General features: G+C 67.0%; 12 protein-coding genes. All 12 read left to right on the top strand.

Translation table 11 applies throughout. The features are described from left to right. Positions 1–125 precede the first annotated feature (125 nt). The 12 genes from gspE (at position 126) to KHN93_RS17375 (ending at position 11,874) form a co-directional block, all read left to right on the top strand. Entirely contained in the window at positions 126–1,853 is a 1,728-nt protein-coding gene (gene gspE / locus KHN93_RS17430) for a type II secretion system ATPase GspE (RefSeq protein WP_039510378.1), read from the top strand. A 175-nt stretch (positions 1,854–2,028) separates the two neighbouring features. Next, positions 2,029–3,246: a type II secretion system protein XpsF gene (xpsF, locus tag KHN93_RS17425; RefSeq protein ID WP_211920909.1), complete on the top strand. Its 1,218-nt coding sequence runs from the start codon at positions 2,029–2,031 to the stop codon at positions 3,244–3,246. 123 nt (positions 3,247–3,369) lie between these two features. Beyond that, a complete protein-coding gene (gene gspG, locus KHN93_RS17420; protein WP_024939118.1) occupies positions 3,370–3,801 on the top strand; it encodes a type II secretion system major pseudopilin GspG in 432 nt (143 codons plus the stop codon). Positions 3,802–3,811: 10 nt separating this feature from the next. Further along, entirely contained in the window at positions 3,812–4,321 is a 510-nt protein-coding gene (gene xpsH, locus KHN93_RS17415; protein WP_039525438.1) for a type II secretion system protein XpsH, read from the top strand. Beyond that, positions 4,318–4,734 (top strand): type II secretion system protein XpsI, encoded by a 417-nt coding sequence (xpsI, locus tag KHN93_RS17410; protein WP_029218999.1) that lies wholly within the window; start codon positions 4,318–4,320, stop codon positions 4,732–4,734. The genes xpsH and xpsI overlap by 4 nt, the downstream gene beginning before the upstream one ends. After that, the gene (locus tag KHN93_RS17405) at positions 4,731–5,366 is read left to right on the top strand and encodes a type II secretion system protein J (RefSeq protein WP_102580542.1); all 636 of its coding nucleotides are present in this window, start codon (positions 4,731–4,733) and stop codon (positions 5,364–5,366) included. The genes xpsI and KHN93_RS17405 overlap by 4 nt, the downstream gene beginning before the upstream one ends. Further along, complete coding sequence (locus KHN93_RS17400) at positions 5,363–6,214, top strand: type II secretion system minor pseudopilin (RefSeq protein WP_016901924.1); 852 nt, start codon at positions 5,363–5,365, stop codon at positions 6,212–6,214. The genes KHN93_RS17405 and KHN93_RS17400 overlap by 4 nt, the downstream gene beginning before the upstream one ends. Then, positions 6,211–7,332, top strand: coding sequence for a PilN domain-containing protein (locus KHN93_RS17395; RefSeq protein WP_039518936.1), 1,122 nt, complete (start codon positions 6,211–6,213; stop codon positions 7,330–7,332). The genes KHN93_RS17400 and KHN93_RS17395 overlap by 4 nt, the downstream gene beginning before the upstream one ends. Then, positions 7,316–7,969, top strand: a complete 654-nt coding sequence (gspM, locus tag KHN93_RS17390; RefSeq protein ID WP_211920906.1) for a type II secretion system protein GspM — start codon at positions 7,316–7,318, stop codon at positions 7,967–7,969. The genes KHN93_RS17395 and gspM overlap by 17 nt, the downstream gene beginning before the upstream one ends. Next, positions 7,959–8,750: a type II secretion system protein XpsN gene (gene xpsN / locus KHN93_RS17385; RefSeq protein ID WP_039518942.1), complete on the top strand. Its 792-nt coding sequence runs from the start codon at positions 7,959–7,961 to the stop codon at positions 8,748–8,750. Before gspM ends, xpsN begins: the two co-directional genes overlap by 11 nt. Further along, complete coding sequence (gene gspD, locus KHN93_RS17380; protein ID WP_211920904.1) at positions 8,747–11,038, top strand: type II secretion system secretin GspD; 2,292 nt, start codon at positions 8,747–8,749, stop codon at positions 11,036–11,038. Before xpsN ends, gspD begins: the two co-directional genes overlap by 4 nt. Next, a complete protein-coding gene (locus KHN93_RS17375) occupies positions 11,035–11,874 on the top strand; it encodes a glycosyltransferase family 2 protein (RefSeq protein WP_211920902.1) in 840 nt (279 codons plus the stop codon). The genes gspD and KHN93_RS17375 overlap by 4 nt, the downstream gene beginning before the upstream one ends. The last annotated feature ends 70 nt before the right edge of the window (positions 11,875–11,944 follow it).

Genomic DNA, 11,944 nt, shown 5'->3' with positions numbered 1-11,944 from the left:
TCCCATAGTGTGACCGATGCCCCCGGCCAACCACCGGGGGCATCGTTTTTCAGGACGATTCAGATGCGTACGGTTGATCGTCGCGGCAAACTGCTACAGTCGGCGCCGGACCAGTGGAGACGAGTGTGAACGCGGTTGCCGTCGATCCAATTGAGCATCGCAGTGCGGAGACACGCATCGTCGAAGCGCTGCTTGAACGCCGTCGTCTGAAAGACACCGATCTGCTGCGCGCGCGCCAGTTGCAGGCCGAATCCGGCATGGGCCTGCTGGCCTTGCTGGGCCGTCTGGGCCTGGTGTCCGAACGCGATCATGCGGAGACCTGCGCCGATGTGCTGGGTCTGCCGCTGGTGGATGCACGCCAGCTCGGCGATACCCCACCGGAAATGCTGCCGGAAGTGCAGGGGCTGTCGCTACGCTTCCTCAAACAATTTCATCTATGCCCGGTCGGCGAACGCGATGGCCGGCTGGAGTTGTGGATCGCCGATCCCTACGACGATTACGCGATCGACGCGGTGCGGCTTGCGACCGGTTGCCCGTTGTTGCTGCAGGTCGGCCTGCGCTCGGAAATCGATGACCTGATCGAGCGCTGGTACGGCCAGGGCCGCAGCGCGATGGGCACCATCGTGGAAACCGCCGATGGCGATGCCAACAGCAGCGACGATATCGAAGCGCTGCGCGATCTGGCGTCCGAAGCGCCGGTGATCCGCCTGGTCAATCTGGTGATCCAGCACGCGGTGGAACTGCGCGCTTCGGACATCCATATCGAACCGTTCGAAAGCCGGCTCAAGGTGCGTTACCGCGTGGACGGCGTGCTGGTGGAAGGCGAAAGCCCGCCGGCCAAGCTCACCGCCGCGGTGATCAGCCGCATCAAGATCATGGCCAAGCTCAACATCGCCGAACGCCGGCTGCCGCAGGACGGCCGCATCATGCTGCGCGTGCAGGGCAAGGAGCTGGATCTGCGTGTCAGCACCGTGCCCACCGCGCACGGCGAGAGCGTGGTGATGCGCCTGCTCGATCGCGAAACGGTGGTGTTCGACTTCTACAAGCTCGGCTTCACCGAAGAGTTTCTGCCGCAGTTCCGCAAGGTGCTGGAGCAACCGCACGGCATCATGCTGGTGACCGGCCCGACCGGTTCGGGCAAGACCACCACGCTGTACACCGCGTTGAGCCAGCTCAATACCTCGGACGTGAAAATCATCACCGTCGAAGACCCGGTGGAATACCAGATCGAAGGCATCAACCAGATCCAGGCCAAACCGCAGATCGGGCTGGATTTTGCCAACGCGCTGCGCAGCATCGTGCGTCAGGATCCGGACATCATCATGATCGGCGAAATGCGCGATCTGGAAACCGCGCGCATCGCGATCCAGTCCGCGCTCACCGGCCATCTGGTGCTGTCCACGCTGCACACCAACAACGCCGCCGGCGGCATCACCCGTCTGCTCGACATGGGTGTGGAAGACTATCTGCTCACTTCCACCATCAACGGCATCCTGGCGCAGCGCCTGGTGCGCAAACTCGACCTGGCCAACGCCGAGCGCTACCTGGCATCGCCGGAAGAGATCGAACGCTTCAACCTGCGCCGGCTGCAACCGGACGGCGAGATTTACCTGTATCGTCCGCGTGCCTCGGCTGCCGCGCCGACCGGTTACCTGGGCCGCACCACCATCGTCGAGTTCCTGGTGATGAACGACGAATTGCGGCGCGCGGTGATGCGCCGCGCCGGCATGGGCGAGATCGAACAACTGGCGCGCAAGGCCGGCATGCGCACCATGTACGAGGACGGCCTGTCCAAGGCCTTGCGCGGCGAAACCACCATCGAAGAAGTGCTGCGCGTGACGGAGGATGCGTGAGAGTCAACGGAGCCACAACGAGCATCGGATGCTCAGGATCGGAAGATAAGCAGGGCAAGGTCCCGGTAACGCGTCGCGCACGCGCACAGCTGCGCCCACTCGCGCCAACGCAGCGCAGGCTCCTGCTTTTCCCGATTCCCGATTCCCGATTCCCCACTCCCGGCCGTCCAGCCTGATGCCCCTGTACCGCTACAAAGCGCTCGACGCCCATGGCGAAATGCTCGATGGCCAGATGGAAGCGGCCAGCGACGCAGACGTTGCGCTGCGCCTGCAGGAGCAGGGCCACCTGCCGGTGGAAACGCGTCTGGCCACCGGCGAAAACGACTCGCCGTCGTTGCGCATGCTGTTGCGCAAGAAGCCGTTCGACAACGCCGCGTTGGTGCAGTTCACCCAGCAGTTGTCCACGCTGATCGGTGCCGGCCAGCCGCTGGATCGCGCCTTGTCGATCCTGATGGATCTGCCCGAAGACGACAAAAGTCGGCGCGTGATCGGCGATGTGCGTGACACCGTGCGTGGCGGCGCGCCGCTGTCCTCGGCACTGGAACGCCAGCACGGGCTGTTTTCCAAGCTCTACATCAACATGGTGCGTGCGGGCGAAGCCGGCGGCAGCATGCAGGACACGCTGCAGCGCCTGGCCGATTACCTGGAGCGCAGCCGTGCGCTGCGCGGCAAGGTGATCAACGCACTGATCTATCCGGCGATCCTGCTGGCGGTGGTGGGCTGCGCGCTGCTGTTCCTGCTCGGCTATGTGGTGCCGCAGTTCGCGCAGATGTACGAAAGCCTGGACGTGGCCTTGCCGTGGTTCACCCAGGCGGTGTTGAGCGTGGGCCTGCTGGTGCGCGACTGGTGGCTGGTGCTGATCGTGGTGCCGGGCTTGCTGGGGCTGTGGCTGGATCGCAAACGCCGCAATGCCGCGTTCCGTGCCGCGCTGGATGAGTGGTTGCTGCGGCAGAAAGTGGTCGGCAGCCTGATCGCGCGCCTGGAAACCGCACGGCTGACGCGCACGCTGGGCACCTTGCTGCGCAACGGCGTGCCGCTGCTGGCGGCAATCGGCATTGCGCGCAACGTGATGTCCAATCTGGCGCTGGTCGAGGATGTCGACGCCGCGGCCGATGACGTCAAGAACGGCCATGGCCTGGCGATGTCGCTGGCACGCGGCAAGCGCTTCCCGCGGCTGGCCCTGCAGATGATCCAGGTCGGCGAGGAATCGGGCGCCCTGGACACGATGCTGCTCAAGACCGCCGACACCTTCGAGCTGGAAACCGCGCAAGCCATCGACCGCGCGCTGGCCGCGCTGGTGCCGTTGATCACGCTGGTGCTGGCCTCGGTGGTGGGGCTTGTCATCATTTCGGTGCTGGTGCCGCTGTATGACCTGACCAATGCCATCGGATAACGTGGCGGCGGATTCACAACAACTTTCCGGTGACCGCGCGACACCCATGCGGGAACCATTGCAATGCCCGCCGTGTCATCTTCTGGCGGCAGCATCTTTCATCGACGTGCAAGGAAATCGTTCATGATCAAGCGCTCCATCACCCGTAGTCCGTCGCGTGCAGGCCAGGCCGGCATGAGCCTGCTGGAAATCATCATCGTCATCGTCCTGATCGGCGCGGTGCTGACCCTGGTCGGCAGCCGTGTGCTCGGTGGTGCCGATCGCGGCAAGGCCAACCTGGCCAAATCGCAGATCCAGACCCTGGCCGGCAAGATCGAGAATTTCCAGCTCGACACCGGCAAGTTGCCGAGCAAGCTCGATGACCTGGTGACCCAGCCGGGCGGCAGCAGCGGCTGGCTGGGACCGTACGCCAAGCCGGCCGAACTCAACGACCCGTGGGGCCACACCATCGAATACCGCGCGCCCGGCGATGGCCAGCCGTTCGATCTGATCAGCCTGGGCAAGGACGGCCGCCCCGGTGGCAGCAGTTACGACGCGGACATCAAGTACCAATAAGCCGTTCGCCATGCGCGTTGCGTGTCAGCCGTTGCGTCATCCGCATGGAGTGGTCGGCCCTGGTCGTCCCCGCACGCGTGGCAGTTCGTTGCTGGAGATGTTGCTGGTCATCGCCCTGATCGCGATGGCCGGCGTACTGGCCGCCGCCGCGCTCAATGGCGGGATCGACGGCATGCGCCTGCGCACCGCCGGCAAGGCGATCGCCTCGCAGCTGCGCTATACGCGCACGCAGGCGATTGCCACCGGCACGCCGCAGCGGTTTCTGATCGATCCGCAGCAGCGCCGCTGGGAAGCACCCGGCGGCCATCACGGCGATCTGCCGTCGTCGCTGGAGGTGCGCTTCACCGGCGCGCGGCAGGTGCAGTCGCGGCAGGACCAGGGCGCCATCCAGTTCTTCCCCGATGGCGCCTCCACCGGCGGGCGCATCGATCTGCGCGTCAAGGACGCGACCTGGCGCGTGGACGTGGGCTGGATCACCGGCGAAGTGCGTTCCGGGCAGTTGCGGACGCCGGCGCCATGAAGCGCCAGCGCGGTTACACGCTGATCGAGGTGATCGTCGCCTTTGCGTTGCTGGCGCTGGCGTTGAGCCTGTTGCTGGGATCGCTGTCCGGTGCCGCGCGTCAGGTGCGTGCGGCCGACGAGAGCACGCGCGCCACCTTGCATGCGCAATCGTTGCTGGCGGCGCAGGGCATGGACAAACCGCTGGTGCCGGAGCAGCAGCAAGGCACCTTCGAAGACGGGCATTTCCGTTGGTCGATGGATGTGCGCCCGTACGACGAGCCGCGACGCAATCCGCAGGCGCCGGTCTCCCCCGGTGCGCACACGTTGCTGCAGCTGACCCTGGTGGTGCGCTGGGGCGAGCAGCCCAACCAGGTCCTGCAGTGGCGCACCTTGCGGCTGGTGGCTGCGGCGCAGCCGGGCAGCGCGCCATGAGTCGCTCGCGCAGTGCCGGCTTCACCTTGATCGAAGTGTTGCTGGCGACCATGTTGCTGGTCGGCGGGCTGGCATTGGCGTTTGCTACCTTGCGCTCGGCCAGTGCGGTCAGCCAGCGCGGCGAGGCGATCGCCCAGCGCAGCGAACGCGTGCGTGCGGTGGAAGAATTCCTGCGCCGGCGGCTGGCGGCGGCACTGCCGATCGCAATGGGCATCGACCCGCAGAGTCAGCAGCCGATGCTGTTCATCGGCGAGCCGCAGCGCATGCGTTTTGCCGCCGATGTACCGGATTACCTGGGCCGCGGCGGGCCGTACCTGCACGATCTGTCGGTGGCCGGCGATGGTGAGCAGCGCACGCTGCGGATCGCGTTGACCATGCTGCAATCGGGCAAGTCGATCGAAGAGGGCACCACGCTGCCGCCGGAAACACTCGCCGAAGACGTGCAGCAGGTGAGCTTTCGGTATCGCGGCATGGATCCGCAGAGCGGCCGCCTGAGCGCGTGGTTGCCGCAGTGGGAATGGCACGACCGTCTGCCGTTGCTGGTGCGCATCGAGATCCGTAGCGGCGGTGCCGCCTGGCCGCCGCTGGTGGTGGCCTTGCCGCAATCCAGCAACCCGGGAGCAGGGCAATGAGCGCAATGCGCGGTGCCGCGCTGGTGTTGGTGCTGTGGCTGATTGCGCTGCTCACCGCGATGATCGGCGCATTCGCGCTGACCGCGCGGGTGGAAGCATTGCAGGGCAGCATGCTGCGCAATGGCGCGCAGGCGCAGGAATACGCGCGTTCCGGGCTGGAATACGCGCTGTCCCGCCTGCAGAGCACCGACACCCAGGCGCGCTGGCTTGCAGACGGCCGGCGCTATCGTTGGCAGATGGACGATGCCACGGTGGAGATCCGCATTACCGACGAAAGCGGCAAGGTGGACTTGAACATGGCCGAGCCCGCGCTGCTGGCCGGCCTGGTACGCGCGGTCGGTGGCGAGCAGGGCCGCGATACGCGCATTGCTGGCGCGATCGTCGACTGGCGCGATGGCGATTCGCTGAGCCAGCCCGGCGGTGGCGCGGAAGATCGCGATTATGCCGATGCCGGATTGCCGTACGGTGCCAAGGATGGCCCGTTCGAAACGCTGGGCGAGTTGCGCCTGGTGCTGGGAATGGATGGCGAGCTGTATCGCAAGCTGTTGCCCAACCTCACCCTGTACAGCGGACGCTCGCGCCCCGAAGCGCGCTTTGCGCCGGGCCCGGTGCTGACCGCGATGGGCCTGGATGCGCGGCAACTGCTGGCCCAGCGTGACGCGCCGCCGGGTTTGCCGGGCAGCGAGGCGACGGTCGGTGGGTCGGACACTTATAGTATCGAGAGCCGGGCGCGACTGAGTCAGGGACGCGAGGCTGTGTTGCGGGCGGTGGTCTCCACCAGTGCGTCCGCATTACCTGGGTCGGCATATACCGTGTTGCGTTGGGAAGAGGGAGCAGCAGTGCAATGACCGCATGGCGGGACACCTTGGGTCGTATCGGCGTACGCGCCATGCCGGGAGCCGGAGGCTTCTGGCGTTGGTGGCAACAATCGCTGCTGGCCTGGCTGCCGCAGCGCTGGCAATGGCAGTTGGGCCTGTCGCCGTCGCGGCTGTTGTTGCAGCCCGATGGGCAGGCATTGCAGTTGCTGCGTCAGCGCGATCACAGCAGCGAGACCATCGCCAGCCTGCCGTGGCCGGTGCAGCCGCAGGAAGTGCATGCCTTGCTGCCGACCGCGCTGGAAGGCCTGCCGCGGCATTGGCTGCTGCCGGCCGCGCATGCCTTGCGTCGTCCGTTGCGCCTGCCTGCTGCGGCAGCGGCGCGCCTGCAGGATGTGGCGCGCTTCGAGATCGATCGGCAAACCCCGTTCACTGCCGACCAGGTCTACTTCGATGCGCGCGTGCTGGACGTGCGCGAAGACGGCCAGCTCGATGCCGAACTGGTGGTGGTGCCGCGGCGCCTGATCGATGGCCCGGACGGCGTGCCCGACGCATGGGCCAGCGCCTTGTCCGGCATCGATGTCGCCGATGCGCAGGGCCTGCCACTGGGCGTGAACCTGCTGCCGCCGGCACGGCGGTTGCGGCGCAGCGACCCGATGCAGCGCTGGAATCTGTTGCTGGCCGCCGCCGCACTGGTGCTGCTGGCCGTGGCCGGCTGGCTGCTGCTGGACAACCGCCGCCAGGCCGCCGACGACTTGCGTGCCAAGGTGCAGGCCAACGCCGCACGTGCGCGCCAGGTCGCCGCCGAACGCCAGCAATTGCTGGATCTGGTCGAAGGGGCCAACTTCTTCCAGCAGCAACGCGCCACCCGCCCCACCTCGGTGGAAATCTGGGACGAGCTGAGCCGGCGTCTGCCGGGCGGCACCTATCTGGAAAAATTCTCGGTCGAAGGCGGGCAATTGCAGTTGATCGGCTTGAGCAACGAAGCCTCCTCGCTGGTGCGGCGCCTGGAAGGCTCGCCGCTGTGGCGCACGCCCTCGCTGACCGGCGTGCTGCAGAGCGATGCCGGTCGCAACGTCGATCGCTTCACCATCACCGCCGAACTGGCCGGCCCCGATGCCAAGGAGGCGGCCGATGCCACGCAGCGTTAAGCGCGATCGCTGGATCGCTTTGGGCCTGCTGTTGCTGGTGATCGGCGTGGCCTATCTGGTGCTGGTGCACCCCTGGTTCACCCAGCCGATGATCGCCGTGCAGGACGACCTGCAAGCGCTGCGCGAGCGCGAGCTACGCGTGCGCGTGCAACTGCAGCAGGCGCCGGAAGTCAGCAAACGGCTACAGCAGGCGCGCCAGACCCTGGAAAGCCGCCCGGGCTTCCTGCCGGAAACCTCGGCCGAACTGGCATCGGCCGGCCTGGTGCAGCGGCTGGAGCGCGCCGTGGTGGAAGCCAGCCCCGGCAACCGCAGCTGCGCGATCAGCAACCGCTCGCCGCTGCAGCCGGAAAGCAAGGACCGCTTCACCCGCGTTGCGGTGCAGGTGCGCCTGCGCTGCGGCACCCCGGAGCTGGCCTCGGTGCTGTACAGCCTGGAAAACGGCACCCCGCGTCTGTTCGTGGACAACCTCAACGTGATGGCGCAGCGCTACCAACTCTCGCCCAACGAAAGCGGCAACGGCCTGGATATCGCCTTCGAACTGGCCGGCTACCTGCGCCCTGGCGCCAGCGCCGCGCCGTTGAACACCGACGCCGCGCCCGCCGCCCCCGACGCCGCGGGGGCCAGCAATGCGCCTTGACATGATCGGCCTGCGCACCTGGCTGCTGGCCACCGTGGTCGGCTGGGCGCTGCTGGTGTGCGTGCTGGCGGTGGCCGGGCTGGGCAAGCGCGTGGAGCTGCTGCCGGACGACCCGGCGCTGGTGCAGCGCCTGCCCACCTTGCCGGCACCGGCGCCGGAACGGCTGGGCGCGTTCGAAAAATATTCGGAGATCGCCGCGCATCCGGCCTTCGCCGAAGACCGCCTGCCGCATCCGTTCTTCCTGTCCGGCAACGACGGCAGCAGCGCCGCCTCGACGGTGCGCCTGACCGGCGTGCTGCTGACGGACAACTTCAAGATGGCCACGCTGACGCTGGACCCGCAGGATTCGGTGCGGGTGCAGCTGGGCGGCGAAGCGGTCAAGGGCTGGCGCCTGCTCGCCTTGCAGCCGCGCAGCGCAACCATCGAAGGTCCCGGCGGCACCCAGACACTGGAGCTGCACGTGTTCAACGGCCTGGGCGGGCAACCGCCCACCGCCAATGCGGGCGCGCGCGGCGCTGCCGGCGCCATGCCGCCGTTACCGTCGCCCGATGCCGCCGCGGCCGCACCGGCGCAGCCGCCGCAGACCCAGCCCGCCACGCCGCCACAGCAGCCCGGTGGGCAGACACCGCCGACGGTGCCGCCGCAGCGCAGCGATGGCGCCCAGGAAGCCCCACGCCCCTCCGATGATCAGATGCGCGCCATCCGCGAACGTATCGAAGCCCGACGCCGCCAGCTGCAACAGCAGCGCCAGAGCGGCTCTACCCCCGGTCAGACCCAATGAGTGAACGCATGACGCAGCGCCTGTTTCCCGTGTCCCTGCTGATCGGCCTGCTGGCCGGTTGCGCCTCCACTCCGCCGCCGGACGTGCGCCGCGACGCGCGCCTGGATCCGCAAGTCGGCGCTGCCGGCGCCACCCAGACCAGCGCCGAGCAACGCGCCGAGGGCAATGCCAGCGCCAAGCCCACCCCGGTGATCCGGCGTGGCAGCGGCACCATGATCAACCAGAGCGCGGCGAGCGCGCCGGCACCGACGCTGGGCATGGCCAGCAGCGGCAGCGCCACCTTCAATTTCGAAGGCGAGTCGGTGCAGGCGGTGGTCAAGGCGATCCTGGGCGACATGCTCGGGCAGAACTACGTCATCGCCCCCGGCGTGCAGGGCACCGTGACCCTGGCCACGCCCAATCCGGTCTCGCCGGCGCAGGCCTTGAACCTGCTGGAAATGGTGCTGGGCTGGAACAACGCGCGCATGGTGTTCAGCGGCGGCCGCTACAACATCGTGCCGGCCGACCAGGCGCTGGCCGGCACCGTCGCGCCCAGCACCGCATCGCCGTCGGCCGCGCGCGGTTTCGAAGTGCGCGTGGTGCCGTTGAAGTTCATCTCCGCCAGCGAAATGAAGAAGGTGCTCGAGCCCTATGCGCGCCCGAACGCCATCGTCGGCACCGATCCCTCGCGCAACGTGATCACCCTGGGCGGCACCCGCGCCGAGCTGGAAAACTACCTGCGCACCGTGCAGATCTTCGACGTGGACTGGCTGTCGGGCATGTCGGTGGGTGTGTTCCCGATCCAGTCCGGCAAGGCCGAAAAGGTCTCGGCCGATCTGGAGAAGGTATTCGGCGAACAGAGCAAGACACCCAGCGCCGGCATGTTCCGTTTCATGCCGCTGGAAAACGCCAACGCGGTGCTGGTGATCACCCCGCAGCCGCGCTACCTGGACCAGATCCAGCAGTGGCTGGACCGCATCGACAGCGCCGGCGGCGGCGTGCGGCTGTTCTCGTACGAGTTGAAGTACATCAAGGCCAAGGACCTGGCCGACCGCCTGTCGGAAGTGTTCGGTGGGCGCGGCAACAACAGCGACTCCAACGCCTCGCTGGCCCCTGGCTCGGAAACCAGCGTGCTCGGCGGGGCCTTGGGCAACCGCGACAGCAGCATGGGCGGCAGCTCGGGCACCACCGGCGGCAGCATCGGCGAGAGCAGCGATGGCAGCTCCTCCGGCAGCAGCTTCGGCGGCAGTAGTGGCAGTGGCAGCAGCAGCGGTGGACTGGGTAACGGCAGCCTGCAACTGTCGCCGCGCAGCAACGGCAATGGCGCGGTGACGCTGGAAGTGGCCGGCGACAAGGTCGGCGTGTCGGCGGTGGCCGAAACCAACACCTTGCTGGTGCGCTCCACGCCGCAGTCGTGGAATTCGATCCGCGACGTCATCGAAAAGCTCGACGTGATGCCGATGCAGGTGCATATCGAAGCGCAGGTGGCCGAGGTGAATTTGACCGGCCAGCTTCAGTACGGTGTGAACTGGTATTTCGAGAATGCGGTAAATGCCGCGACGACTGCCGGCGGCGCTGGGTTACCGCCGGCCGCCGGCCGCAACATTTGGGGCGATATCGCGGGGACTGTCACTAATGGTGGCGTTGGCTGGACATTCCTGGGTAAAAACGCCGCAGCGGTTATCAGTGCGCTTGATCAAGTGACCAATGTGCGGCTGTTACAGACACCCTCTGTTTTCGTGCGCAACAACGCCGAAGCCACGCTCAACGTGGGTTCGCGTATCCCGATCAACTCCACTTCAATCAATACCGGTCTTGGCAGCGACAGCAGCTTTTCATCAGTGCAGTACATCGACACCGGCGTGATCCTGAAAGTGCGTCCACGTGTGACAAAGGACGGCATGGTGTTCCTGGATATCGTGCAGGAAGTCAGTACCCCAGGTGCGCGGCCGGCAGCATGTACCTCGGACACCACCACGACTGTCAATAGCGCGGCATGTAACGTCGATATCAATACGCGTCGTGTCAAAACCGAAGCTGCGGTCCAAAGCGGCGACACCATGATGCTGGCTGGCCTGATCGATGACAGCACCAGCGACGGTAGTTCAGGGGTCCCGTTCCTCAGCAAGTTGCCGGTGGTCGGTGCCTTGTTTGGTCAGAAGACGAGGGATACGACCCGCCGCGAAGTCATCGTGTTGATCACCCCGTCGATCGTGCGCAACCCGCAGGAAGCGCGCAATCTCACCGACGAATACGGCCAGAAGTTCAAGGCCATGGAGCCGCTGAAACCCAGCCAGAAGCCGCAATGAGTGCGGCACTGCCCGTCGTGCTGGTGCCGGTCGGCACCGACGACGAGGCGCTAGATGCCTGTCTGGGCGCACTGGATGCCGCCACGCCCGCCGGCACGCGGGTGTGGCTGGCCGACGACGCGCAGGCCGGCCCGCGCGGCCGCGCGGTGATCGCGCACTGGTTGGCGCGCACGCGGTTGCAGGCGCATCACACCCGTCGTCAGCGCATGCTCGGCGAGGTGGCCCATCTGGACGAAATGCTCAGCGGCTGCGGCGATGCCGATGTGGTGGTGCTGGGTGTGGATGCCTGCCCGCTGCCGGGTTGGTTGAATCAGCTCGACGCCTGCTTTGCGCGCGATGCGGCGATCGCCACCGCCACCCCATGGAGCAATGTGGGCGAAGCCTGCAGCTGGCCACGCCTGGGCGAACTCAATCCGATGCCTGCCGCGCCGGAGCGGCTCGCCGCTGCGTGCGCGGCGATGCCGCCACTGCATCCGGAACTGCCGTCGGCAATCGGCCACGCGGTGCTGCTACGCGGCAGCGCGCGGCGCAAGGCCGGCGGTCTGGATGCCAGCAGCTATGGCTCCTGGTATGCCGCATTGGTGGACCTGAGCCTGCGCATGGGTGGGCTGGGCTGGCGCAACGTGCTGTGCGACACCGCCTTTGTCGCCTCGCCGCACGAAGGCCGCCCTACCGATGGCGACATGGATGCACTGGCCACACGCTGGCCGGCCTGGCACGCACGCCTGGCCAACTTCCTGATGCACGACCCGCTGCGTGCGCAACGCGATCAACTCTCGCAACTGCTAGCCGACCTGCCGCCACCTGACCCGCAACGCACGCTGTTCGACGCGTAGTGATAGCGCGGCCGAGCCTGCCCGCTGCGTTGGGCGGGAGCGGCGATGTAATGACCAAGAGCGACTGACA

Source organism: Xanthomonas arboricola pv. juglandis (assembly GCF_905367715.1).
Lineage (GTDB): Bacteria > Pseudomonadota > Gammaproteobacteria > Xanthomonadales > Xanthomonadaceae > Xanthomonas > Xanthomonas arboricola.
This window is presented reverse-complemented; position numbering and strand designations above follow the sequence as displayed.

What these genes read in the sequence shown, in the direction of transcription:
- xpsF (WP_211920909.1), top strand. Translation starts at nt 2,029, where the DNA reads ATGCCCCTGTACCGCTACAAAGCGCTCGACGCCCATGGCGAAATGCTC.
- gspG (WP_024939118.1), top strand. Translation starts at nt 3,370, where the DNA reads ATGATCAAGCGCTCCATCACCCGTAGTCCGTCGCGTGCAGGCCAGGCC.
- xpsH (WP_039525438.1), top strand. Translation starts at nt 3,812, where the DNA reads ATGCGCGTTGCGTGTCAGCCGTTGCGTCATCCGCATGGAGTGGTCGGC.
- xpsI (WP_029218999.1), top strand. Translation starts at nt 4,318, where the DNA reads ATGAAGCGCCAGCGCGGTTACACGCTGATCGAGGTGATCGTCGCCTTT.
- KHN93_RS17405 (WP_102580542.1), top strand. Translation starts at nt 4,731, where the DNA reads ATGAGTCGCTCGCGCAGTGCCGGCTTCACCTTGATCGAAGTGTTGCTG.
- KHN93_RS17400 (WP_016901924.1), top strand. Translation starts at nt 5,363, where the DNA reads ATGAGCGCAATGCGCGGTGCCGCGCTGGTGTTGGTGCTGTGGCTGATT.
- KHN93_RS17395 (WP_039518936.1), top strand. Translation starts at nt 6,211, where the DNA reads ATGACCGCATGGCGGGACACCTTGGGTCGTATCGGCGTACGCGCCATG.
- gspM (WP_211920906.1), top strand. Translation starts at nt 7,316, where the DNA reads ATGCCACGCAGCGTTAAGCGCGATCGCTGGATCGCTTTGGGCCTGCTG.
- xpsN (WP_039518942.1), top strand. Translation starts at nt 7,959, where the DNA reads ATGCGCCTTGACATGATCGGCCTGCGCACCTGGCTGCTGGCCACCGTG.
- gspD (WP_211920904.1), top strand. Translation starts at nt 8,747, where the DNA reads ATGAGTGAACGCATGACGCAGCGCCTGTTTCCCGTGTCCCTGCTGATC.
- KHN93_RS17375 (WP_211920902.1), top strand. Translation starts at nt 11,035, where the DNA reads ATGAGTGCGGCACTGCCCGTCGTGCTGGTGCCGGTCGGCACCGACGAC.